Consider the following 22,284-nt stretch of genomic DNA (forward strand, 5'->3'; position numbering starts at 1 on the left):
GATATCCGTGGGTCCGCCGCGCGGCCATCGCCGCCCTCATGGGCGCCTTCATCGCCGGCGTTCCGGCCTGGGCTCAGCGCGAGCGCGGGGCGGTGCCGGCGTCCGCCTCCTCCATCGACATTCGCCGCACCGCCGACGGCATTCCCCACGTGCGTGCCGACAGCTGGCGCGGCCTGGGCATCGGCTATGGCTACGCGCAGGCAGAGGACGCGTTGTGCACGCTGGCCGACCAGTTCGTCACGTTCAGGGGGGAGCGCTCGCTGCACTTCGGCCCCGATGAAAAACCGCCGACGCGCTCGACCTTCGGCCAGCCGAAGAACATCGACCTCGATTTCTTCTTCAAGGCCTTCGCGGATGCCGATGCCGTCGAAGCGTTCCGTCGCGAACAGCCTGCGGAGCTGAACGAATTGATCGCCGGCTACGCGGAGGGCTACAGCCGCTACGTGCGAGCGCTCGCGCCGCAAGCGCTGCGCGGCGGCAAGGCGCGCGCGCAGCATGCCTGTGCCGGGGCGCCCTGGGTCGGCGCCATCGACCCCGACGACATCTATCGCCGGATGATCGCTGCCGGCCTGGCGGGCGGCTACGCGCGCTTCGTCTCCGAGATCGTCAACGCGAAGCCCGCCGCCACCGCTGCGGCGACATCGCCCGCGCCGGCCGGCGAACGCTCGCTGCAATCGCGCTTGGGCATTCCCGTGGGCGACGTGCGCGGCATCGGAAGCAACGTGCTGGCCTTCGGCCAGGCCGCCAGTGGCGAGCGCGGCGGCAGCGTGCTGTTCGGCAATCCGCACTGGTACTGGGGCGGGCCGGACCGCTTCTACCAGGTGCACCTCACGCTGCCCGGAAAGCTCGACGTGGCGGGCGTTTCGTTCCTGGGCATTCCGCTTGTCATGATCGGCTTCAACAACGACGTGGCGTGGAGCCACACGGTGTCGTCCGCGCGGCGCTTCGGGTTGTTCCAGCTCGCGCTCGACGCGACGGACCCCACGCGCTACATCGTCGATGGCGTGTCCGAGCCGATGCGCGGCGTGCCGCTCGCGGTGCAGGTGCGTCGCCCCGACGGCGGCATCGACACCGTGCGCCGTACGCTCTACCGCACGCGCTTCGGCCCGGTGATCGACCTGGGCGCGCAGAACGAGGCGCTGGGCTGGCGTGCCGGCACCGCGCTCGCGATGCGCGACGTCAATGCCGGCAACCACCGCATCTTCCGCAACTTCTTTCGCTGGGACCAGGCCAAGTCGCTCGACGACTTCATCGAGATCCAGCGTCAGGAAGCGGCGGTGCCCTGGGTCACCACCACCGCCATCGGCCGCGGCGACGGCCGCACGTGGTTTTCCGAAGTGGGCGCGGTGCCCAACGTGCCCGACGACCTGCGCGAGGCCTGCGCCACACCGGTTTCCAAGGCTTTCGCGGCCATCGACGCCGGCACGCCGTTTCTCGATGGCAGCCGTTCGGCCTGCGAGTGGAAGATCGATGCGGCCGCGGTGCAGCGCGGTGCGATGCCGGCGGCGCAGATGCCTGGCCTGCTGCGCAAGGACTACGTCGCCAACATGAACGGCAGCTACTGGCTGGCCAACCCCGCGCAGCCGCTGGTGGGCTTCGCGTCGATCCTCGGGGGCGAGCGCCAGCCGCTCACGCTGCGCGGGCGCGAGGGACACCGCATCGCGGCCGAGTTGGCCGGTGCGGGCGCCGGTTCGGCCGAAGCCCTCGCGCAGCGCGTGATGCGAAAGACGCTCGAAGCGCGCGCGTATTCGGCGGACCAGTTCAAGAAGCCGCTGCTCGACCGTGCCTGCGCGCCGGGCCGCGTCGAGTTCAAGCCCGATGCCGAGGACAGGGCGCGAACCGTGGACATGCGCCAGGCCTGCCAGGTGCTTCGCAAGTGGCCGAACCGCGCCGATGCAGGGGACCGCGGCGCGCTGCTGTGGGACGCCTTCTGGACGCGCCTGCAGCAGGTTCCGGAAGCCGAGCTGTATGCCACGGCGTTTTCAGCCGACGCGCCATTGCAAACGCCGGGCGAAGTGAACGCGGCGGACCCGCGGGTCGCGCAAGCGCTCGCGGGCGCGGTCGACGACATGCGCCGCCGCGGCTGGGCGCTCGACGCGCCGCTGGGCAGCAAGCGCATCGTGCGCAGTGGGGGCCGTGAGGTCGCGCTCTTCGGCGGCTGCGACACCGAGGGCTACTTCGCCGTGTCATGCAGCGCCGATGGCGACGACAAGGACGACTACACCATGGGCCCGACGTCGCACGGCAACAGCTACCTGCAGGTCGTCTGGTTCGACAGGCGCGGGGTGCACGCCCGCACGCTGTTGGCGCACGGCGAGACCGACACCGCCGTGGCGGGCGGCCAGGGCGCCGCAGCGGTGGCGCGCTATGCGAGGAAGGATTGGCTGCGCTTTCCCTTCCGCGAGGAAGACATCGCGCGCGATCCGTCTTTAGTGCGGCAGACGCTGCGGCCTTGAGAGCCGCATCCGAAGGTCAGCCGCGCTTGGGGATGTTCAGGCCGGACACGACCGCCGGCCGCGCCACGAAGGCTTCGAGCACGCGCGCGACGTTCTTGAAGTCCTTGAAGCCCACCAGGTCGCCCGCTTCGTAGAAGCCGACGAGGTTGCGGATCCACGGGAACGAGGCAATGTCGGCAATGGAGTAGTCGTCGCCCATGATCCACGCGCGGTCTGCCAGGTGCTTGTCGAGCACGCCGAGGAGGCGCTTCGATTCGGCCACGTAGCGGTCGCGCGGGCGCTTGTCTTCGTATTCCTTGCCGGCGAACTTGTTGAAGAAGCCCAGCTGGCCGAACATCGGCCCGATGCCGCCCATCTGGAACATCACCCACTGGATGGTCTGGTAGCGGCCGGCGGGGTCCTGCGGCATGAACTTGCCGGTCTTCTCGGCCAGGTAGATGAGGATCGCGCCCGACTCGAACAGTGCGAGCGGCTTGCCGCCGGGGCCGTCGGGATCGAGGATCGCCGGGATCTTGTTGTTCGGGTTGAGCGACAGGAACTCCGGCGACATCTGGTCCTGCGTCTCGAAGCTCACCAGGTGCGGCTCGTAGGCGAGGCCGGTTTCCTCCAGCATGATCGACACCTTCACGCCGTTGGGCGTGGGCAGCGAGTAGAGCTGCAGGCGTTCAGGGTGCTGGGCGGGCCATTTTTTCGTGATGGGAAAGCTCGAAAGATCGGTCATGGGTTCTCCTGAAAAAGCGCAAGCGGGGCATTCTGCCCCCGCTGCGTTTCAGGTGCCCGGCGTCAGATTCCGAGCCAGCGCATCGTGTCCGCTTCCGTATCGCCCGATGCGGGAACGAACCCCGTGTAGTTCGACGCGGAAAGCGCGCGTTTGCCGGCGTCGCTCTGGTTGAGGCCGAGCAGCGTCTCGCGCACCGTGGCCGCGGTGGCGGCATCGGTCTTGGTGGCCAGGAGCCACTGCTTGATGGGCACCGCGCGCGATTCCGCGCAGACCTTGCCGCCGCCGTCGGTCCAGGTCTTGACCACGCCCGCCGACGCGGTGGCGCCGTAGGCGGCAAAGCCGTTCGTCACATAGAAGGGCACGGCATCCTGGAAGCGCGTGTTGGTCACCTTCACCGCGGACTCCGCCACGCCGTGCTCGCGCAGCATGGCGCGTGTGATCACCGAGGTGATCGAGTCCACGTCGGGCAGCACCAGGCTCTTGCCCGCCACGTCCTTCCAGTTGGAGATGGGTTGCTGCTTGCACAGGAACGAGACCTTGTAGTCGGTGAAGCCCGCGGTCCAGGCCACGGCCTTGTAGTTGCCCGACTTGATGCCCTCCAGCGCCACGTGCGCGGGGTGGATGAAGACCAGGTCGACTTCCTTCTTCTTCATGGCTTCGCGCGCGCTGTTGTACGAGATCAGCACCTTGACCGTCACCGGCTGCTTGAGCGCCTTGCTCAGGGCCTCGGCGATGGGCTCGAAGCGCGGCGCGATCTGCGCCTCGGTGACCTGGTAACTCACGCCTTCGGTAACGCCGATCACCAGCGCATGGGCCGAGGCGCCGGCCGTGACGAGGAGCGCCGCCAGCCCGCGTGTGGCCAGGCGAAGCGACGGGGGGAGGGAGCGGAGTTCCATCGAGAGCTTTCCTTCAGCCTGCGGCCGGATTGTTACAACATGTTTGTTTCGATCATAGACAGCCCACAGGGCTGCGGCTTCGCGGGTTAGTACTAAGGGCAACATTTTTGATGCGTGCAGGCAACGCCTGCGGGTATCTCGTTCGGAGATACGCAGGTCTTCAATCCATATGAATCTTGCGTGTTAACCCGCTGCGGCGAGGCGGCACGGCGCCGCGACCATCGTCTCCACAACGAAAGCGAGACACCACACCCATGAGCACTCCCGCAATGACACAGCCCTACGAGGGCCGGTTCGACAGCACTTCCGACGCGATCTACCGCAAGGTCAGCTGGCGCCTGATTCCGCTGCTGTTCCTCTGCTACATCGTGGCCTACCTGGACCGCGTGAACGTCGGCTTCGCCAAGCTGCAGATGCAGGGCGACCTGCAGTTCAGCGAGGCGGTGTACGGCCTGGGTGCCGGCATCTTCTTCGTCGGCTACTTCCTCTTCGAGGTGCCGAGCAACGTGGTGCTGCACCGCGTGGGTGCACGCCGCTGGATCGCGCGGATCATGGTCACCTGGGGGCTCCTGTCGGCAGCGACCATGTTCGTGAGCTCGCCGATCTCGTTCTACGTGATCCGCTTCCTGCTCGGCGCGGCCGAGGCGGGCTTCTTCCCCGGGATCATCCTGTACCTCACCTACTGGTACCCGGCCGCGCGGCGCGGCAAGGCGACCTCGCTCTTCCTGGCGGCGATTCCGTTCGCGGGCATCCTGGGCGGGCCGATCTCGGGCTGGATATTGCAGGGCATGAGCGGCGTCAACGGCTGGGCCGGTTGGCAGTGGCTCTTCCTGCTGCAGGGCCTGCCGACCGTGGCGCTCGGCGCGGTGGTGTGGCGCTACCTGGACGACCGCGTGAAAGACGCGCAATGGCTCACCCCGGCCGAGCGCGAGCTCATCGCACGCGACATCGCGGCCGAAGACGCCGGCAAGTCGGAGGCAAAGATCCTCACCGTGCTCGCTAATCCGCGCGTCTGGCTCCTGGCGCTGGTTTATTTCTCGTTCGTCTCGGGGCTCTACGGCATCTCGTTCTGGCTGCCCAGCATCATCAAGGCGATCGGCGTGAAGGGCGCACTCGACATCGGCCTCGTCAGCGCCATCCCCTGGGCCTTCGGCGTCGTCGCGATGTACCTGGTGGCACGCAGCGCCGACCGGCGCCTGGAGTACCGCTGGCACAGCGCGATCGCGGCCGTGGTCGGCGCCGTCGGGCTGGTGCTGAGCGTGGCCTTCCACGGCAACGCGGTGTATGCGATGGCAGGGCTCACGCTCGCCACGATGGGCATCATGGCCACGCTGCCGATCTTCTGGGGCATGCCGACCGCGTTCCTCGGCGGCGCGGCGGCTGCAGCGGGCATTGCTTTCATCAATTCCTTCGGCAACCTCTCGGGCTTCAGCGCACCTTTCATGATCGGCCTGATCAAGGACGCGACGCAGAGCACCGACGCGGGCCTGCACATGCTGGCCGCGCTGCTCGTCGTCGGCGCGGTGCTCGTGCTGTTCGTGAAGCCGAAAGCCGCGCTGCCGAACAAGCGCTGAGGCGTTTCCCTGCACCGCGGCGTTCGTCCGCGGTGCTTTTCCAGAGTTCAGGAAAGAAGACCCCATGGATGCGGTTGTGAGTTCCCCTGCGCGCGCGAAACGCCGCGCGCCCTCCAGCGAGTTGCTCGCGTTGCTGCAGCGCCGTTTCGGCGAGCGCTGCTCGACCAGCCAGGCCGTGCTGCTGCAGCACGGCACCGACGAGTCGGCCTACCTGCCGCAGCCGCCCGATGCGGTCGTCTTCGTGCAGAGCACCGACGAGGTGGCCTTCGTCGTGCGGGCCTGCGCCCGTGAGCGCGTGCCGGTCATCGGTTTCGGCGTCGGCTCGTCGGTCGAAGGGCACCTGCTCGCGGTGGAGGGCGGCGTGTGCGTCGACTTCTCGCAGATGAACAAGGTGCTGGCCATCCGCCCCGGCGATCTCACGGCGACTGTGGAGGCCGGCGTGACGCGCGGCCAGTTGAACGCGGCGCTGCTGGAAACCGGCTTCTTCTTTTCGGTCGATCCGGGTGCGGACGCATCCATCGGCGGCATGGTCGCCACCGCCGCGTCGGGCACGAACACCGTGCGCTACGGCACGATGCGCGACAACCTCGTGAGCCTCACCGTGGTCACCGCGAACGGCGATGTGGTGCGCACCGCGTCGCAGGCGCGCAAGAGCTCGGCGGGCTACAACCTCACGCAGCTGTATTGCGGCTCCGAGGGCACGCTGGGGCTCATCACCGAAGTGACGGTGCGACTGCATCCGCACCCCGAGGCCTATGCGGCGGCGGTGGTGCATTTCCCGACGGTGGCCGCGGCCGTCGATTGCGTGATCGAGTCGATCCAGATGGGCGTGCCGCTCGCGCGCGCCGAGATGCTGGACGCGCTCACCATCCGCGCCGTCAACGCGCACAGCCGCACCACGCTCGCCGAGCACCCCACGCTGTTCCTCGAATTCGGCGCGAGCAAGGCGCAGATCGACGAGCAGTCGGACATCGTTCGCGAGATCGCGGCGAGCCACGGCGGCGGCGAGTTCCAGTGGGCCAACCTGCAGGAGGAGCGCTCGCGCCTGTGGACGCCGCGCCATCACGCCTACTTCGCCTGCCTGCAGTTGAAGGCGGGCAGCCGCAGCCTGACCACCGATGCCTGCGTGCCGCTGTCGGCGCTCGCGCAGTGCGTCGAAGAAACGCAGGCGGACATCGAAGAGCACGGCCTGCTCGCGCCCGTGTTCGGCCACGTGGGCGACGGCAATTTCCATTGCCTCGTGCTGGTCGATCCGAACGACGCGGCCGAGAACGAAGCCGCCGAAGCCTTCAGCCACCGGCTCGTGCAGCGCGCGCTGCGCCACGGCGGCACATCGACCGGCGAGCACGGCGTGGGCCTTCACAAGATGCAGTACCTCGTCGAAGAGCACGGCGTTCACACCGTCGGGCTGATGCGCGCGATCAAGCAGGCACTGGACCCGCACGACATCTTCAACCCCGGAAAGATCATCGGCCCGGCCGAGGCTGACCATACCCACCAGGAGACATAAGAAATGAACAACAAGCACACGCTCGTCTCGATCGCGATTGTCATGTTTGCGGCCGGTTGCGGCGGAGGCGGGGCCAACGGGGGCTTCTCGCCGCTGCTGCCTCCGGCCGCTCCTCCAGCGCCTCCCGCGCCGCCGCCCGCGGCACCGCCGCCGCCGGCCATGTCGCTTGCGGAGAAATGCCCCACGCTCAAGGGGCAGACGCTGGCAGGGGGCGCCGTCGCCATCGACGACGCAAAGCTCGTCGCCGCATCGGCGCCGCAGCCCGAGTACTGCGTGGTGACCGCGAGCTTCAAGGGCTCCACGTTGCGCTTCGAGGCGCGCCTGCCGACCTCGGGCTGGAACGGCAAGCTCGCCTTCATCGGCGGCGGCGGCTTCGACGGCCAGATGCCCACGGCGGCCGCGGCGCAATTCAGTGAATCGATCTTCACCGAGCGCTACGCGACCGTGGGCACCAACGGCGGCTACGACTACCCCGGCGCCACCGATCTCAACTACTTCAAGGGCGAGTTCGCCCTCGACGACGCCAAGCTGCTCGATTTCACCCAGCAGTCCGAGCACCGCGCGCTGCCGCCGGGCAAGGAGGTGATCGCGCAGTTCTTCGGCACCGCGCCCACGCGCAGCTACTTCGAAGGCTGCTCGATGGGCGGGCACGACGCGATGATGCAGGCGCAGCGCTTTCCGGAAGACTTCGACGGCATCGTGGCGCGCGCGCCGGCCGGCAACATCATGGGCCTCTTCATGCAGTTCAACCGCATCGCCAAGCAGGTGCGCGTGCCGGCCAACACGCTGAATCCGGCCAAGCAGACGCTGCTGGCGAACGCGGTGCTCGCGCAGTGCGACGGGCTCGACGGCGTGGCGGACGGCATCATTTCCAAGCCCGCAGCGTGCACCTTCGACGCGACGCCGCTGCGCTGCGCGGGCGGCACCGATACCGGCGACAGCTGCCTGTCGGACGCGCAGATCGCCACCGTGAATACCATCACCTCACCGACCGCGACATCGGACGGCGCGTGGTCGCACACGGGCTACAACTTCGGCGCTGAGAACTCGCCCAAGGGCTGGGGCGAATACATCTGGCCGCAGGCGGCGTTCGGCGGTGCATCCGTGCAGGGGCTCTTCTCCGATGGCTTCGTTCGGTCGTTCATCACGCGCGACGCAGCCTTCGACACCAGCACCTGGAATGCGGACCAGTGGCTCGCGCGCATGGGCGTCATCGGCGGGCTGTTCAGCGCTGCCGACCCCGATCTTGGCCGCCTGCATGCACGCGGCGCGAAGCTGATCATGTGGAACGGCACCAACGACACCTCGGTGAGCGCGCGCGACAACGCCCGCTACTACGAGCAGGTGGTGAGCACCCTGGGCGCGCAGAAGGCGGACGAGACGGTCGAGCTCTTCCTCGCGCCCGGCGTGGGCCATTGCTTCGGCGGCGCGGGGCCCGACAAGGTCGACCTGCTCAAGGCGATGTCCACCTGGGTGGAGCAGGGCGTGCCCGCCTCGGCGCAGAAGCTGGTGCACCGCAAGGTGGATGCGGCCGGCGCCACCACGATGGCGCGCCCGATGTGCAAGTACCCCGCGTACCCCCGCTACAAGGGCACGGGCGACGTGAACGACGCGGCGAGCTTCGACTGCGTGAATTGAAGGGCTTGACGGGCGCCTTGCCCGGACCCCGGTCCTAGAATGACCGGCCGCCCGCTGCACCCCCGCAGCCGGCGGCCGGAGACACCCCGATGGAGTTGCGCCAGTTCAAGTATTTCGTTGCCATCGTCGACTGCGGCAGCCTTTCGCGCGCGGCCCAGCAGCTCTTCGTGGCGCAGTCGGCGCTCAGCAAGCAGATGGCCGAGCTCGAAGGCGAACTGGGCACCCAGCTGCTGCTGCGCAGCCGAAACGGCGTGACGGTGACCGAGGCGGGCAAGGTGTTCTACGAATACGCGCAGGGCATCACCAAGCAGGTGGGCGATGCGAAGGCCGCGGTGCACGTGGCGGCCGATTCGGTGGTCGGCTCGGTGGTGGCGGCGCTGCCGCAGAGCGTGTCGCCGATGATCGCGCTGCCGCTGATGCGCGCGGCCGCAAGGCGCTACCCCGACGTGGTGTTCCACCTCAACGAAGAGCTCACCGGCAACATGGCCGACCAGCTGCTGCGCGGCCGTGTCGACGTGGCGATCTTCTCGCCCACGATGCCGACGGAAGACATCGCCTTCACGCCGCTCGTCGAAGAGGATTTCGTCTTTCTCGAATCGCCGCAGGACCCGCGCGCATTGCCGCCGGGCGACGTGAGCATCGCGCAGGCCACCGCGCGGCCGCTCGTGTGGCCCGCCAATGCGCATGGCCACTGCACGCGATGGCTGGTGGACGCGGTGCTCGAGGCAGCGGGCCAGCCGCCGGCGCGCGTGGCGGCTGAAATCAATTCGGTCTACACGCTGAAGGCTGCGGTCGAGGCGGGGCTCGGCGCGACCATCATGCCGCTGGGCCTTGCGCAGCGCGAGGTGCGCGAAGACCGGTTGAGGGCGCACCGCATCGATTCGCCCGCGATGTTCCGAACGCTCGGCCTGTGCGTGTCGGTGCACCTGCCGACCACCAATGCGAAGCGCGCGATCTGCACGTTGATCAGCGATGTGATCCGCGACCTGTGCACCAGCGGCCAGTGGGAAGGCACGCGGCTGGCGGCGCCGACCGGCAAACCGAAAAGGGCGTAGGCGCCCCCGGGTTCACGCCTTGCGCTTGCGCGCAGCGGGCTTGGCTGCGGGTGCAGCGGGGGCGGCGGGAAAGAGCCGCGAGATGGAGCGGCGCACCGCCGCCTGCATTTCCTCGATGGCCTTCGCGTCGCCCGAAAGGTGCTTGAGCAGCGCCTGCTGGAAGAGCCCATCGAAGAGCGCGTAGGTGGCCGAAGGCGGCAGGCCGGGCTGCTCGCCCGAGAGTTCGGCGAAGCGGGACATGATGCGCCAGATCATGTCTTCCAGGCTCTTGTCGATGTGCACCACGTCGTCGTGGAAGGCCTTCTCGAAGAGCGCCTGCGAGCGCAGGTCGTACCAGAGCCGGTGGACGTGTCCTTCATCCCGGAGCGTGTCGCCCAGGCTCTGCAGGAACCCCTCCAGCAACTCTTCGAAGCTGGTGGCGCTCTCCACCCCGTGGTCGTAGCGCGTGACGCAGCGCGCCTTGTACTGCTTGACGCTGCAGATGATCAGGTCGACCTTGTCGCTGAAGTAGTAGTGCAGCACGCCGTGCGAGAACTCGGAGTTCTGCGCGATCTCGCGCAGGCTGGTGCGGGCGTAGCCCAGCGTGGCCAGGGTGGTGAGGGCGGCTTCGCCGAGTTCGGCGCGGCGCTCGGCGAACTTGTCCACCCGTGCCTTGGGTACGCGCGTGGCGTGTTTCTTTACCCGTTCATGTGACGTCATTTCGAGCCCGGCCGGCGGCATGCCGGCCGCCGTGTTTCCTGATGATTCCAAACCATAGCACGCATGCGGGAGAAGGCCCACATTTGGTGACATGCATGTCATTTTATGAAATCTTGACACTCGTCAAAGAAAAACTTGACACCCGTAAAGTCGATTTTTAGGATGCCTCTTCCATCTCAACAACAGATATACAGGAGACAAGTGATGGCCAAGTTCGACTTGAAAGGGCGCAAGGCCCTGGTGACCGGCGGCGCGCGCGGCATCGGCGCGAGCATCGCCGAAGCGCTCGTGCAGGCGGGCGCCTCGGTGATGATCGGCGACGTGCTCGCCGACGTCGGCCGCGGAACGGCGCAGCGGCTCTCCGCCTCGGGGGCCAAGGTGGGCTTCGTTCCGCTCGACGTCACGAATGACGGCGACTGGGCTGCCGCCGCGGAGACCACGGTGAAGGAGCTCGGCGGCTTCGACATTCTCGTCAACAACGCCGGCATCGAGATCACCTCGCTGGTGATCGACGTCGACGGCGACGACCTGCGCCGCATGCTCGACGTGAACGTGGCCGGCACGCTGCTGGGCATGAAGCACGCGTTCCGCGCGATGCGGCCCGGCGGCAGCGCAGGCAACGGCGGTGCAGTGGTGAACATCGCCTCCGTCGCGGCCACCATCGCGTTCCCGGCGATCGCCGGTTATTCCGCCACCAAGTCCGCCGTCGATCGCGCCACGCGCGTGGCTGCGATGGAGTCCGGCAAGCTGGGCTACGGCGTGCGCGTGAACTGCATCTACCCGGGCCTCGTGCCCACCGACATGGGCATGAAGCTCGCGAGCGACATCGTGGCCGCGGGCCTGGCGCCCAGCGTCGAAGCCGCAGTCGGCGACGTGATCGGGCAGACGCCGCTCGGGCGCCTGGGCGAAGTCGGCGACATGGCCGACGTGGTGGTCTTCCTCTGCTCCGACGCCGCCCGGTTCATCACCGGCGCGGGCCTCGCGGTGGATGGCGGCATGGGCATGTGACGGGTCACAAAAAGGAGAGACAAGAATGAGCAGCAGCAAAAAGAAACCCGTTGTCGTCTACGGCGCCTCCGGCTACACCGGCCGCCTCGTGTGCGAATACCTTAGGGAGATGAACATCCCCTTCGTCGCCGCGGGCCGCAGCAAGGAGAAACTGGACGCGGCCATGAAGTCCAACGTGCCCGGCATCGAGACCGCGCGCTACGAGGTGGTGGAGGTGGCCCATTCGGTCGATGCGCTCACCGAGCTCTTCTCAGGGGCATCGGTGGTGCTCAACACGGTCGGGCCGTTCGCGAAGTTCGGGCCCGAAGTGGTCCAGGCGTGTCTTGCGGCCGGGTGCCACTACACCGACACCACCGGCGAGCAGGACTGGCTCATCACGCTCGAAGAAAAGTTCGGCGCCAAGTTCGCCGACGCAGGCCTCCTGCTCTCGCCGGGCCTGGCGCACATGTACACCACCGGCGAAATCGCCGCGCAGCTGTGCCTGGAGACACCGGGGCTCGACACGCTGGACATCGCCGTGTTCTGGGGCGGCAGTCCGACCATCGCGTCCACCCAGACCATCCTGGTGAACGCGGCCACCTCCAAGGCCTACTACCTGGAGCAGAACGAGTACGTGGAGTGGCAGCCCGACGCGGGCCTCTACCACCTGTCGATTCCCGGGCAGCACGAGGCCGCACTCGCGCTGCCCTGGGGCGGCACCTCGCACCCGGTGTGGTTCAAGCGCGATCCGCGCGTGGCCAATGTGAAGGTGCTCGGCGGCGTCTTCAACAAGGCGCTGATGCAGGGCGTGCCGCAGATCGTGGCCGCCGCGCTCAAGGCCACCGAGGGCATGAACGAAGAAGACCGATACGCCGCCCTGGCCCGGACGGCCGCGGGCGTGATGAACACCATGCCGCCGCGCGAGAACCCGCGCATCAACAAGTCCGTCGATTCGGTGCATGCCTCCGGTCCGCTCGGCCGGGTGCATTGCGTGATCTTCGGCAACTGCAACTACAAGCAGACCGGCTTGCTGCAGGCCTATGCGGCGGCCTCGCTGCTGCAGCAGCCGCCGCGGCGCGCGGGCTTCGCGTCGGGCTGCCAGGCCTTCGGGCATCGCGAACTGCTGGGTGCGCTGCGCAGCTTCGGACTGGTGCAGGAACCCATGTTCACCCGGATGGGTTGACCTCGATGCGCCTCGTCGACTACCTGGACAAGGGCGCGCAGCTGGGCGCCGACGCGCCTTGCCTCTGCATGGGCGACACGCGGCTGTCGTATGGCGACGTGCAGCGCCTGAGCCACCGCGTGGCCCGCGCGCTTCAGCGCAGCGGCGTCGCGCCGGGCAGCAAGGTGGCGGTGCTCTCCAGCAACGACCCGGTCGCCTTCGCCTGCGTGTTCGGCGTGTCGCGCGCCGCGGCCGTGTGGTGCCCGATCAACCCGCGCAACGAGGCGGCCGAGAACCGCTTCGTGCTCGACGCCTTCGACTGCACTTGCCTCGTCTTTCACAGCAACTACGCGCCGCTGGTCGAAGAGATGCGCGTCGACTTGCCCAAGATGAAGACGCTGGTGTGCCTCGACCAGGCGATGCCGTTCGCGCCATCGCTCGACCAATGGCTTTCCGGCACGGACGGCGCGCCGATCGACGTGCCCGTGATCGACGACGTCGCGATGATCGCCGGCACCGGCGGAACGACCGGCCAGCCCAAGGGCGTGATGCTCTCGGGCCGCAACCTGGAGACCATGTCGGCGCTCACGCTGATGGGGTATCCGTTCGAAGGCCGCCCCGCGTACCTCGCGCTCGCGCCGCTCACGCATGCGGCCGGCGTGCTGTGCCTGCCGGTGATGGCGCTCGGCGGGCAGGTGGTCATCATGCCCAAGCCCGACCTTGCCGAATTCCTCGCGCTGATCGAGCGCCACCGGATCACCCACACCTTCCTGCCGCCGACGCTGATCTACATGCTGCTGCAGCATCCGCAGCTCGCCGCGACCAAGCGCGATTCGCTGCAGTGCTTCTGGTACGGCGCCGCGCCCATGTCGGCGGCGCGGCTCGAGGAAGCACTGGAAAAAATCGGCCCCGTCATGGCGCAGCTCTTCGGCCAGACCGAGGCGCCGATGATGATCTCGATGATGTCGCCGCGGGAGCACTTCAACGCCGATGGCTCGGTGGCAAGGCAACGGCTGTCGTCCGCGGGCCGGCCCGGTCCCCTGGTGCAGGTCGGCGTGATGAACGGCGAGGGCATGCTGCTGCCGACGGGCGAGAGCGGCGAGATCGTGGTGCGCGGCTCGCTCGTGATGCTGGGCTATTACAAGGACCCGAAGGCCACCGAGGAAGCCTCGCGCCACGGCTGGCACCACACGGGCGACATCGGGTACTTGGACGCCGACGGTTTTCTCTTCATCGTCGACCGCGCAAAAGACATGATCATCTCGGGCGGCTTCAACGTCTACTCCGCCGAGGTCGAGCAGGTACTGATGCAGCACCCCGACGTACAGGACAGCGCCGTCGTCGGCCTGCCCGACGAGAAGTGGGGCGAGCGCGTGGTGGCGGTACTGCAGCTGCACGCCGGGCGGCAGCTGGATGCGGAAGAGATCAAGGCCTTCGTCAAGGCGCGCATCGGCAGCGTGAAGGCGCCCAAGCAGGTCGAGGTGTGGGCCGACCTGCCGCGCTCGAAGGTGGGCAAGGTGCTCAAGAAGGAAGTGCGCGCCGCGCTGCTGCGCGCCGCGCCACACTGACGCCGCCGCCCGCGAGCGGCGGCGCCATGTGCGTCAGAAGCGCGCCTTCAGGAAGGCCGACGGGCCTTGCAGCCGCACCTTCAGCCGCGAGTCGGCGGAGTCGCTGTCGCGGGTGAGGTCGATGTTGGTCACGCCATACGAGACCACGACGCCGACGTTCTTCACCGGGAACCATTCGACGCCGGCCGAGGCGTTGTAGATGTTGCCGTGGAAGCGGCCGCTGCTCTTCCACACGCCCGAGGCATCGGCGAACAGGCGCAGGTCGGGCGTGATCGCATGGCGCACGCCGATCTCCAGCAACGGCGCGATGGCGTTGTCGCTCGAACTCTGGCTCAACGTGCCCACCTGGCCGTTCACCGAGACCAGTGCGCTCGCGCCCAGCGTCGCGCGATAGTAGGCCGCGCCGGCGCCCAGGCCGAGCACGGTGTTGCCCGAGCCGATCCACCACTTGTAGGAGAGCTTGGCGAAATCCAGCTTGGTGTTGAAGTTCGCGTTGCCGATGGTGCTCAGCGTGCCGAAGGGGCCGAGCGAGGTGTTGTTGTTGAACTCGCTGCCGTAGTCGCGCTTGTACTGGTAGTAGTCGAACGAAATGCCCTGGCTGTCGCCCAGAAGCACGTCGCCGGTGATGCGCGGCATCGTCACCCGGCCGGGCTTGATGTCGCCCGAATCGAGCGAGCCGTAGGGCGTGGCGACCGAGGCGTTGAATTTCGGATCGGCGCTGAATGCCCCGACCGAGAAACTGAACCGGTCCAGTGCCGGCGATGGGTCTGCCAGCGCAGGTGCGGTGGCAAAGAGAAAGCCGGAGCCGACGAGCGCGCCGAGGGCGCCGAATCTGACCGACCAATCGAACGGACGGGAGCGAAGCGACAACATGAGGATCCTTGAGAAAGAAGAAAAAATGAGGGTCCCGGGCACAACGCGTGGCGCAGCGGTCTGGGCTGCGGTTGGTGCCTCGAGGCCGGACTCCCTTGAACCAGCCGTACCTTAGTGAGGGTGCGCGACGCTTCGAATGCGTGGAACGCGGGTCTTCTTGTAGGAATTTTTTGATGCCATCGGGCCGGCGCTACAGTGCCGCATGCGCAAACACCTCTCCACGACCACCGGCCCTCAGCGTCTTCTCTATGGCACCGTGGTCGGTGTCGCCGTGGCGCTGGCGCCGTGGCCCATCGGGGGCATGGCGCGCGGGTTGGCCGGCTGGTGCGCCGGCGTGCTGGTCTACCAAGTGCTCACCTGGTGGCTGATCGAGACCTTCGACGCACGGCGAACCCGCGAGCGCGCTCAGTCGCTGGACCAGCCCAACGTGATGATCCTGGTGTCGATGCTGGTGGTGATCTGCGTGAGCGTGGTGGCCATCGCGATGCTGCTGCAGCAGGTCAAGCAGCTCACCGGCTGGGAGCGTGCCGGCCACCTCGTGCTCGGCGTGGTGGCGCTGGTCGGATCGTGGCTGATGATGCACACGATCTACGCCTTTCATTACGCGCACCGCTACTACATCGACCAGAAGGGTGGCACGCCCGATGGCGGCCTGGACTTTCCGGGCAAGGACGACGCGCCGGACTACTTCGACTTTCTCTACTACTCGTATGTGATCGGCATGACCTCGCAGGTGTCCGACGTGCAGGCCACCTCGCGCGAGATGCGGCGCATCACGCTGGTCCACAGCGTGCTGGCCTTCGCGTTCAACATGCTGATCCTGGCGCTGTCGATCAACGTGGTCGCCGGGGCGATATAGCTCGCCCCCAGGCTGCGCGCACTTCGTGTCGCTGCGCCTACCCCCTACCGGGGGCGGGCCGGCCGCTTCGGGCGGCCGTGCGCGGCGGCCCTCGCGACGAAGAAAGTCAGGTCGCTTTGGGCTTGGGACCGAGCCGGACGATGCCGGTGGAGAGCGCCACGCCGCACACGATCACCACGGCGGAAATCAGCATCCACTGCGTGATGTTCTCGCCGAGGAACACCGCACCGTAGAACAGCGCGAACACCGGTACCAGGAAGGTCACGGTCAGCGCGCGCGCGGGGCCGGCGCGTTCGATCAGCCGGAAGAAGAGGATGTAGGCCACGCCCGTGCAGGCGATGCCCAAGGCCAGCAGCGCAAGCCAGGCACGCAGGCTCGGCATCTGCGCGGGCCAGAGCCAGATGGCGGGCAGTGCCAGGAAGAGCGTGGCGCCCAGCTGGCTGCCCGTGGCGGTGGCCAGCGGCGGCACGCCGCCCAGGTAGCGGCGCGTGGCGCTGGCCGAGATGCCGTAGCACAGGCACGCCCCGAGACAGGCGATCACCGCCCAGAGCGCGGCGTTGCTGCTGGCGCCTGCGTGCAGGCCCGCGCCGCGGCTGGCGAGCATCGCAACGCCGGCAAAGCCGATGACGAGGCCGGCGATGCGCGAACCGTTCGGCCGTTCGCGGAACCACGCCCAGGCCACCAGCGCACCGAACATCGGGACGGTCGCGTTGAGCACGGCGGCCAGGCCGGAGTTGATGGTCAGGAGCGCGAAGCAGAAGAGCGCGAACGGCATCCCCGAGTTGAAGACACCGACGCCGAAGGTGGCCTTCCAGTGTTGCGCCAGGGCCGGTCCCTGTCCGCGCAGCAGCGCGATGGGCAGCAGGAAGAGCGCGGCGATGCTCACCCGCACCGCAGCCGTCGGCAAAGCGCCGAATTCGGCCGCGCCGATGCGCATGAAAAGGAACGATGCGCCCCAGAGCGCACCGAGCAATACGAGGTCGATGAGCCAGGGCTTGGCGGAGCTGGTGGCGATGTTGTTCTGTGTTGTTGTGTTCATGCGTCTCTCGATTGTTCCAGGAGCCCTTCCAGAAACACCGCGGAACCGGCTCTGCCGGGCCGCTGGTGTTGCCCCCTGTCGGGCGAAGGCGAAGCGACACGAAGTGCGCGCAGCCTGGGGGCGGACCTTACCTTGCGCCTTCCAACTCCAGGAGCGCGGTCTTGCGATGAAGCCCGCCAGCGTAACCGGTCAGCGAACCGTTGGAGCCCAGCACGCGGTGGCAGGGCACGATCACGCTGATCGGGTTGCGCCCGACCGCCGCGCCCACCGCGCGCACCGCGGCCGGGTTGCCCACGTGCGCGCTGAGCGCTCCGTAGGTCATGGTCTTGCCTGCGGGAATGCCGCGCAGCGCATGCCACACGCTTTGCTGGAACGCGGTGCCGTGCGACAGGTCCAGCGGCATGTCGAAGTCGCCACGCTTGCCCGCGAAGTAATCGCGCAGTTGCGTGCCCGCTTCGATGAGCGCAGGGTGGTCGTCCTTGGTGATCCAGCCCGTGGTATCGGGCCAGTGGCGCTGCTCGTCGAACCAGACGCCGGCCAGGCCCTGGTCGGTGGCCGCCATCGTGATGCCGCCCAAGGGCGTGTCGATGTGCGAGGTGTAGATGGTCTTGCTCTTGAACTTCATGACATTTCAGGCTGCGACGCCTGCCGTTGTGATGTTGGAGGAATCCGCCGGCGCTTGCGCAGCAGCCGTGGAAGGAGAAGAGGGCGCGTGCCATGCACGCAGCACCGCGTAGCTGCGCCAGGGCCGCCACGCCTGCGAGGCCTCGCTGGCCGCGCGCGCGGTGGTCACGCCCAGCGCCTTCTGCAGCGCGACGTCGCCGGCCGGGAACGCATCGGGCCACCGCAGTGCACGCATTGCGATGTACTGCGCGGTCCACGCACCGATACCGGGGAGCTCCTGCAGCGCGGCGATGGTCGAGGGCACGTCGGCGCCCGCATGCAGCGCCAGTTTGCCGGCCGCCACTTCGCGCGCAATGGCCTGCAGCGCGGCCTGCCGCTGCCGCACGATGCCCAACTGCCCGAGCGCATCGCCGCTGGCTGCTGCAATGGCTGCCGGCGTGGGAAACAACCGGTCCAGCCCGTCGATGGGCGTGGCGATGGGTTCGCCGAATGCATCGACAAGCCGCGAGCCCAGCGTGCGTGCCGCGGCCACCGTGATCTGCTGGCCCAGCACCGCGCGCACCGCGAGCTCGAAGCCGTCGACCGTGCCCGGCACGCGCAGGCCGTCGCCGTGCGGAAAGGCCGCATGCAGTGCGGCGTTGATCGCCATCGGTTCGGCATCGAGATCGAGCATGGCGCGGGCGCGGCTGATCACGATCGGCAGCACCGCGGCGAGCGAATCGCTGACCGACAGCAGCATCTGCTCGCGTTCGATGTCGAAGCGCAACTGCAGCCATCCCGCGTGTGCCTGTCCGCCCTGCTGCACACGGAGCGTGCGGGCGAGGCGCACATAGGTTGGCGTGTGGCCCTTGGCGGGCGCCTTGCCTTCGGCCGTCGTCGCGACCTCGACGCCCCGCAGGGCGCGGCGCGCGAAGAAGCCGAGCATCGCGTTCACGTCGTAGGGCGGGCGAAAGCCCAGGCGCACTTCGATCGCCTTGGCTTCGTGGCCCGGGGTGCCGCTCTGGGCGCCACCCGCGCGCCGCAACGCGCTTGGGTTCAGGCCGTAGTGCTCCACGAAGGCCGCATTGAAGCGCCGCACGCTCGCGAAGCCGCTGGCCAGCGCCACCTGCGTCATCGGCAGGCGCGTGTCGGCGATCAGCTGCTTGGCGGCCAGGAGGCGCCGCGTCTGCAGGTACTGGAGGGGGGAGACGCCGAACTGCGCCTCGAAGATGCGCCGCAGGTGCCGGTCGCTCACGCCCAGGCGCGCCGCGACCTGCGCCGCGCCGGGCCCGCTGTCGTCGCCGTGGACCCATGCGTCGGGCTCGTCGATCAGCCGTGCCGCCTGCAGCGCGAGGATGCGCGAGGCATCTTCGGTGGACCAGCTGGCCGAGCGCGGCGCCAACTCGGGCCGGCAGCGCAGGCACGGGCGAAAGCCCTCGGCTTCGGCTTGTGCCGCATGGCGGAAGAACCGGCAGTTCTCGCGCCGCGGCAGCTTGACGCGGCACACCGGCCGGCAATAGATGCCGGTGGAGGTCACGGCGGTGAAGAAGGACCCGTCGAAGCGCGCATCGTGCGTCTTCATCGCCAGGTAGCAGGCGTCGCTCTCGAGCGCTTCAGAGGGGGCGTGGGTGGCAGGCATGGGCAAATGATACGGTTTCGCCTCGTTTCAACTGGCCGTTTTCGGACATGTGGGCAGGCGGGGCGTTGCCTACAATGCCCCGTTCCGAAAACAACAGGGAAACGCCTTTCATGCAGCTCAGCGCGTCGATCTTCAAGGCCTACGACATCCGCGGCGTCGTACCCGTCACCCTCGATGCCGAGGTGGCAGAAGCGCTCGGCCGCGCGTTCGGCAGCGCCGCCCGCGCCGCCGGCGAGAAGGCGGTGGCCGTGGGGCGCGATGGACGCCTGTCGGGCCCCGCGCTGGTCGAGGCGCTGATCAAGGGCCTGGTGGCCACCGGCGTCGAGGTGATCGACGTGGGCGCGGTCACCACGCCCATGCTCTATTTCGCGGCCCACACGCTGTGCACGAGCGGCATCCAGGTCACCGGCAGCCACAACCCCAAGGACTACAACGGCTTCAAGATGGTGCTGGCCGGCCGCGCGATCTACGGCGACGAGATCCAGGGCCTGCGCAAGACCATGGAAGACGGCACCGCGAAGCTCGCCCCCGGGGGCAGCGTGCGCAAGGTCGACGTGACCGATGCGTACGTGAAGCGCATCGCGGGCGACATCAAGCTCGCACGCCCGATGAAGATCGTGGTCGATTCGGGCAACGGCATCGCGGGCGCCACGGCCCCTGCCATCTTCCGCGCCATCGGCTGCGAGGTGGTCGAGCTCTTCAGCGAAGTCGACGGCGACTTCCCCAACCACCACCCCGACCCCAGCAAGCTGGAGAACCTGAAGGACCTGATGGCCGAACTGGCCAAGGGCGAGGCCGAACTGGGCTTGGCCTTCGACGGCGACGGCGACCGCCTGGGTATCGTCACCAAGGACGGCCAGAACATCTTCCCCGACCGCCAGATGCAGCTCTTCGCGCAGGACGTGCTCTCGCGCGTGCCGGGCGGCACCATCGTCTACGACGTGAAGTGCTCGCAGCGCCTGGCGCCCGCCATCGAAGCCGCAGGCGGCAAGCCGCTGATCTACAAGACCGGCCACTCGCTCATCAAGGCGAAGATGAAGGAAATCGATTCGCCCCTGGGCGGCGAGATGAGCGGCCACATCTTCTTCAAGGAGCGCTGGTTCGGCTTCGACGACGGCACCTATGCCGGCTGCCGCCTGCTGGAGATCCTGAGCAAGAGCCCGGACGCGAGCGATGTGCTCAACGCGCTGCCCACCAGCTTCTCGACGCCCGAACTCAACGTGGCCTGTGCCGAAGGCGAGCCGCACGCGGTGGTCGACACGCTCGTCAAGAGCGCGAACTTCGCGGCGCCCGCCAAGGTCTCGACCATCGACGGCCTGCGCGTTGACTGGCCCGATGGCTTCGGGCTGATCCGCGCTTCCAACACCACCCCCGTGCTGGTGCTGCGCTTCGAAGGCCAGACCGACGCGGCGCTCAAGCGCATCGAGGCTGAAATGCTCGCGCTGCTGCGCACGGTCAAGCCCGACGCCAAGCTGGCCGAAGCCTCTCACTGACACCTGTGCGTTCCCTGCTGCTGCGCCTGTACGGCGCCTTCACCACCGTCGTGCAACCGCTGGTGCGCCGCAAGCTGCGGCGCCGCGCGGAGGCCGAGCCGGGCTATGCCGTGGCCGTCGAAGAACGCTTCGGCCACTACGACGCATCCATCACCGGCGAAGCCCAGTGCTGGGTGCATGCCGTGTCGCTCGGCGAAACGCGTGCGGCCGCCATCCTCATCGCCGAGCTGCGCCGGCAGTACCCGGGCATTCCGATCCTTCTCACGCACGGCACCGCCACCGGCCGCGAGGAGGGCGCCAAGCTGCTCGAGCCCGGCGACACGCAGGTCTGGCAGCCGTGGGACACGCCCGGTGCCGTCGATCGCTTCCTGGACCGCTTCAAGCCGCGCATCGGCGTGTTGATGGAAACCGAGGTCTGGCCGGTGATGGCCGCCGCCTGTGCCGAGCGCCGCATTCCGCTGGTGCTGGCCAATGCGCGGCTCAACGAGAAATCGCTGGGCGCGGCCGAGCGCCTGGGCTTGCTCGCGCGGCCCGCGTACTCGGCCCTCACGGCCGTGTGGGCGCAGACCGAGGCCGACGCGCACCGGCTGGTGTCGCTCGGCGCCAAGGTGGCCGGCGTCTATGGCAACCTCAAGTTCGATGCAACGCCCGACGCGCGGCAGCTCACCGCCGCGACCTCGCTGCGCGAACGCCTGCCCAAGCCCATGGTCGTGCTCGCAAGCTCGCGCGACGGCGAGGAGCGGCTGCTGCTCGAAGTGCTCAAGCGCTTCGGCGCCACGTCGCCCGTGCCACCCGAGCAGGGCGCGATCCGCTCGATCGCCAAGCGCGTGCACGACGTGCAATGGATGATCGTGCCGCGCCATCCGCAACGCTTCGACGAGGTGGCGGCGCTGATCGAATCGCAGGGCTTCGCGGTCGCGCGCCGCAGCGCGGCCGGCCAGCCGACCGATGCGGAGATCTGGCTGGGCGATTCGCTCGGCGAGATGGCGCTTTACTACGGCCTCGCCGACGTGGCGCTCCTGGGCGGCAGCTTCGAGCCGCTGGGCGGACAGAACCTCATCGAGCCGGCCGCATGCGGCTGCCCGGTGGTCATGGGGCCGTCGACCTTCAACTTCGCCGAGGCCGCGCAGCTTTCGCTGGCCGCAGGCGCGTCGCTGCGCGTCGAAGGCATGGAGCAGGCGGTGACGGCAGCGCTCAAGCTGGTAGAGAACCCCGAGCGGCGCGCCGCGATGGCGCAGGCCGCCCTGGCGTTTTCGTCGTCGAACCGCGGGGCTGCGGAACGCACGGCGGCGGCCGTGCTGGCCATTGCGCAGGCGACGGAGCCTGCCGAGCCCGTGGAGCCTGTGCTGGCGGAAGGCGTGCCGGTGGGTGATGCGCGGGCGGAGCCTACGCTCGACTGAGCCCGGCGGTATCGAATTTTTCACGGATCGGCCTGGTACTTGAAACCAGGCCCGCCGACCCGGAATCCGGGTGACGATTGTTCGCAGTGTGATCAGCGCAGGCCTCGCAAAC

At 68.3% G+C, this 22,284-nt stretch carries 18 protein-coding genes; 11 read left to right on the forward strand and 7 right to left on the reverse strand.

Features of this window, described 5'->3' with window-relative positions; all coding sequences use genetic code 11:
- The first annotated feature begins 38 nt into the window (after positions 1-38).
- A complete protein-coding gene (locus RT97_RS22450; protein WP_042581046.1) occupies positions 39-2,456 on the forward strand; it encodes a penicillin acylase family protein in 2,418 nt (805 codons plus the stop codon).
- A gap of 16 nt (positions 2,457-2,472) precedes the next feature.
- Here the strand turns inward: RT97_RS22450 and RT97_RS22455 are convergent, their stop codons facing one another.
- Entirely contained in the window at positions 2,473-3,177 is a 705-nt protein-coding gene (locus RT97_RS22455) for a glutathione S-transferase N-terminal domain-containing protein (protein ID WP_042581047.1), read from the reverse strand.
- 62 nt (positions 3,178-3,239) lie between these two features.
- Positions 3,240-4,073: a phosphate/phosphite/phosphonate ABC transporter substrate-binding protein gene (locus tag RT97_RS22460; protein ID WP_042581048.1), complete on the reverse strand. Its 834-nt coding sequence runs from the start codon at positions 4,071-4,073 to the stop codon at positions 3,240-3,242.
- Between the two features lie 254 nt (positions 4,074-4,327).
- On the opposite strand from RT97_RS22460, the gene RT97_RS22465 reads away from it, so the two are divergent.
- The 4 genes from RT97_RS22465 (at position 4,328) to RT97_RS22480 (ending at position 9,850) form a co-directional block, all read left to right on the forward strand.
- On the forward strand, positions 4,328-5,647 hold the full coding sequence (locus RT97_RS22465; RefSeq protein ID WP_042581049.1) for an MFS transporter: 1,320 nt from the start codon (positions 4,328-4,330) through the stop codon (positions 5,645-5,647).
- A gap of 64 nt (positions 5,648-5,711) precedes the next feature.
- A complete protein-coding gene (locus tag RT97_RS22470; protein ID WP_042581050.1) occupies positions 5,712-7,157 on the forward strand; it encodes an FAD-binding oxidoreductase in 1,446 nt (481 codons plus the stop codon).
- Positions 7,158-7,160: 3 nt separating this feature from the next.
- The gene (locus RT97_RS22475; protein ID WP_042581051.1) at positions 7,161-8,795 is read left to right on the forward strand and encodes a tannase/feruloyl esterase family alpha/beta hydrolase; all 1,635 of its coding nucleotides are present in this window, start codon (positions 7,161-7,163) and stop codon (positions 8,793-8,795) included.
- Between the two features lie 89 nt (positions 8,796-8,884).
- The gene (locus RT97_RS22480; protein ID WP_042581052.1) at positions 8,885-9,850 is read left to right on the forward strand and encodes a LysR substrate-binding domain-containing protein; all 966 of its coding nucleotides are present in this window, start codon (positions 8,885-8,887) and stop codon (positions 9,848-9,850) included.
- Positions 9,851-9,862: 12 nt separating this feature from the next.
- Here the strand turns inward: RT97_RS22480 and RT97_RS22485 are convergent, their stop codons facing one another.
- Positions 9,863-10,549 (reverse strand): TetR/AcrR family transcriptional regulator, encoded by a 687-nt coding sequence (locus tag RT97_RS22485; RefSeq protein ID WP_042581126.1) that lies wholly within the window; start codon positions 10,547-10,549, stop codon positions 9,863-9,865.
- A gap of 204 nt (positions 10,550-10,753) precedes the next feature.
- On the opposite strand from RT97_RS22485, the gene RT97_RS22490 reads away from it, so the two are divergent.
- From RT97_RS22490 to RT97_RS22500, 3 genes are read left to right on the forward strand one after another with little or no spacing between them, the layout of a single operon-like run.
- Positions 10,754-11,557: an SDR family NAD(P)-dependent oxidoreductase gene (locus RT97_RS22490; protein WP_042581053.1), complete on the forward strand. Its 804-nt coding sequence runs from the start codon at positions 10,754-10,756 to the stop codon at positions 11,555-11,557.
- Positions 11,558-11,582: 25 nt separating this feature from the next.
- The gene (locus tag RT97_RS22495; protein ID WP_042581054.1) at positions 11,583-12,719 is read left to right on the forward strand and encodes a DUF5938 domain-containing protein; all 1,137 of its coding nucleotides are present in this window, start codon (positions 11,583-11,585) and stop codon (positions 12,717-12,719) included.
- Positions 12,720-12,724: 5 nt separating this feature from the next.
- Positions 12,725-14,266, forward strand: a complete 1,542-nt coding sequence (locus RT97_RS22500) for an acyl-CoA synthetase (protein WP_042581127.1) — start codon at positions 12,725-12,727, stop codon at positions 14,264-14,266.
- 33 nt (positions 14,267-14,299) lie between these two features.
- Here the strand turns inward: RT97_RS22500 and RT97_RS22505 are convergent, their stop codons facing one another.
- On the reverse strand, positions 14,300-15,139 hold the full coding sequence (locus RT97_RS22505; protein WP_042581055.1) for a hypothetical protein: 840 nt from the start codon (positions 15,137-15,139) through the stop codon (positions 14,300-14,302).
- Positions 15,140-15,341: 202 nt separating this feature from the next.
- Between RT97_RS22505 and RT97_RS22510 the strand changes: the two genes are divergently transcribed.
- The gene (locus RT97_RS22510) at positions 15,342-15,998 is read left to right on the forward strand and encodes a DUF1345 domain-containing protein (protein ID WP_042581056.1); all 657 of its coding nucleotides are present in this window, start codon (positions 15,342-15,344) and stop codon (positions 15,996-15,998) included.
- 106 nt (positions 15,999-16,104) lie between these two features.
- Here the strand turns inward: RT97_RS22510 and RT97_RS22515 are convergent, their stop codons facing one another.
- From RT97_RS22515 to RT97_RS22525, 3 genes are all read right to left on the reverse strand, one after another.
- Positions 16,105-17,037 carry a DMT family transporter gene (locus RT97_RS22515; RefSeq protein ID WP_042581057.1) on the reverse strand — a complete coding sequence of 311 codons (933 nt, stop codon included), beginning with the start codon at positions 17,035-17,037 and terminating at the stop codon, positions 16,105-16,107.
- A 127-nt stretch (positions 17,038-17,164) separates the two neighbouring features.
- The gene (locus tag RT97_RS22520; protein WP_042581058.1) at positions 17,165-17,662 is read right to left on the reverse strand and encodes a methylated-DNA--[protein]-cysteine S-methyltransferase; all 498 of its coding nucleotides are present in this window, start codon (positions 17,660-17,662) and stop codon (positions 17,165-17,167) included.
- 6 nt (positions 17,663-17,668) lie between these two features.
- Positions 17,669-19,279: a DNA-3-methyladenine glycosylase 2 family protein gene (locus RT97_RS22525; RefSeq protein WP_042581059.1), complete on the reverse strand. Its 1,611-nt coding sequence runs from the start codon at positions 19,277-19,279 to the stop codon at positions 17,669-17,671.
- Between the two features lie 110 nt (positions 19,280-19,389).
- Between RT97_RS22525 and RT97_RS22530 the strand changes: the two genes are divergently transcribed.
- Entirely contained in the window at positions 19,390-20,772 is a 1,383-nt protein-coding gene (locus RT97_RS22530; RefSeq protein ID WP_042581060.1) for a phosphomannomutase/phosphoglucomutase, read from the forward strand.
- 5 nt (positions 20,773-20,777) lie between these two features.
- Positions 20,778-22,172: a 3-deoxy-D-manno-octulosonic acid transferase gene (locus tag RT97_RS22535; RefSeq protein WP_042581061.1), complete on the forward strand. Its 1,395-nt coding sequence runs from the start codon at positions 20,778-20,780 to the stop codon at positions 22,170-22,172.
- Positions 22,173-22,284: the final 112 nt, after the last annotated feature.

The organism is Variovorax paradoxus (genome assembly GCF_000834655.1).
In the GTDB taxonomy this organism is placed as follows: Bacteria; Pseudomonadota; Gammaproteobacteria; order Burkholderiales; family Burkholderiaceae_C; genus Variovorax; species Variovorax paradoxus_F.

Excerpts from the sequence above, each read along its gene's own strand:
- RT97_RS22450 (WP_042581046.1), top strand. The coding sequence starts at position 39 with ATGGGCGCCTTCATCGCCGGCGTTCCGGCCTGGGCTCAGCGCGAGCGC.
- RT97_RS22455 (WP_042581047.1), bottom strand. The coding sequence starts at position 3,177 with ATGACCGATCTTTCGAGCTTTCCCATCACGAAAAAATGGCCCGCCCAG.
- RT97_RS22460 (WP_042581048.1), bottom strand. The coding sequence starts at position 4,073 with ATGGAACTCCGCTCCCTCCCCCCGTCGCTTCGCCTGGCCACACGCGGG.
- RT97_RS22465 (WP_042581049.1), top strand. The coding sequence starts at position 4,328 with ATGAGCACTCCCGCAATGACACAGCCCTACGAGGGCCGGTTCGACAGC.
- RT97_RS22470 (WP_042581050.1), top strand. The coding sequence starts at position 5,712 with ATGGATGCGGTTGTGAGTTCCCCTGCGCGCGCGAAACGCCGCGCGCCC.
- RT97_RS22475 (WP_042581051.1), top strand. The coding sequence starts at position 7,161 with ATGAACAACAAGCACACGCTCGTCTCGATCGCGATTGTCATGTTTGCG.
- RT97_RS22480 (WP_042581052.1), top strand. The coding sequence starts at position 8,885 with ATGGAGTTGCGCCAGTTCAAGTATTTCGTTGCCATCGTCGACTGCGGC.
- RT97_RS22485 (WP_042581126.1), bottom strand. The coding sequence starts at position 10,549 with ATGACGTCACATGAACGGGTAAAGAAACACGCCACGCGCGTACCCAAG.
- RT97_RS22490 (WP_042581053.1), top strand. The coding sequence starts at position 10,754 with ATGGCCAAGTTCGACTTGAAAGGGCGCAAGGCCCTGGTGACCGGCGGC.
- RT97_RS22495 (WP_042581054.1), top strand. The coding sequence starts at position 11,583 with ATGAGCAGCAGCAAAAAGAAACCCGTTGTCGTCTACGGCGCCTCCGGC.
- RT97_RS22500 (WP_042581127.1), top strand. The coding sequence starts at position 12,725 with ATGCGCCTCGTCGACTACCTGGACAAGGGCGCGCAGCTGGGCGCCGAC.
- RT97_RS22505 (WP_042581055.1), bottom strand. The coding sequence starts at position 15,139 with ATGTTGTCGCTTCGCTCCCGTCCGTTCGATTGGTCGGTCAGATTCGGC.
- RT97_RS22510 (WP_042581056.1), top strand. The coding sequence starts at position 15,342 with ATGCGCAAACACCTCTCCACGACCACCGGCCCTCAGCGTCTTCTCTAT.
- RT97_RS22515 (WP_042581057.1), bottom strand. The coding sequence starts at position 17,037 with ATGAACACAACAACACAGAACAACATCGCCACCAGCTCCGCCAAGCCC.
- RT97_RS22520 (WP_042581058.1), bottom strand. The coding sequence starts at position 17,662 with ATGAAGTTCAAGAGCAAGACCATCTACACCTCGCACATCGACACGCCC.
- RT97_RS22525 (WP_042581059.1), bottom strand. The coding sequence starts at position 19,279 with ATGCCTGCCACCCACGCCCCCTCTGAAGCGCTCGAGAGCGACGCCTGC.
- RT97_RS22530 (WP_042581060.1), top strand. The coding sequence starts at position 19,390 with ATGCAGCTCAGCGCGTCGATCTTCAAGGCCTACGACATCCGCGGCGTC.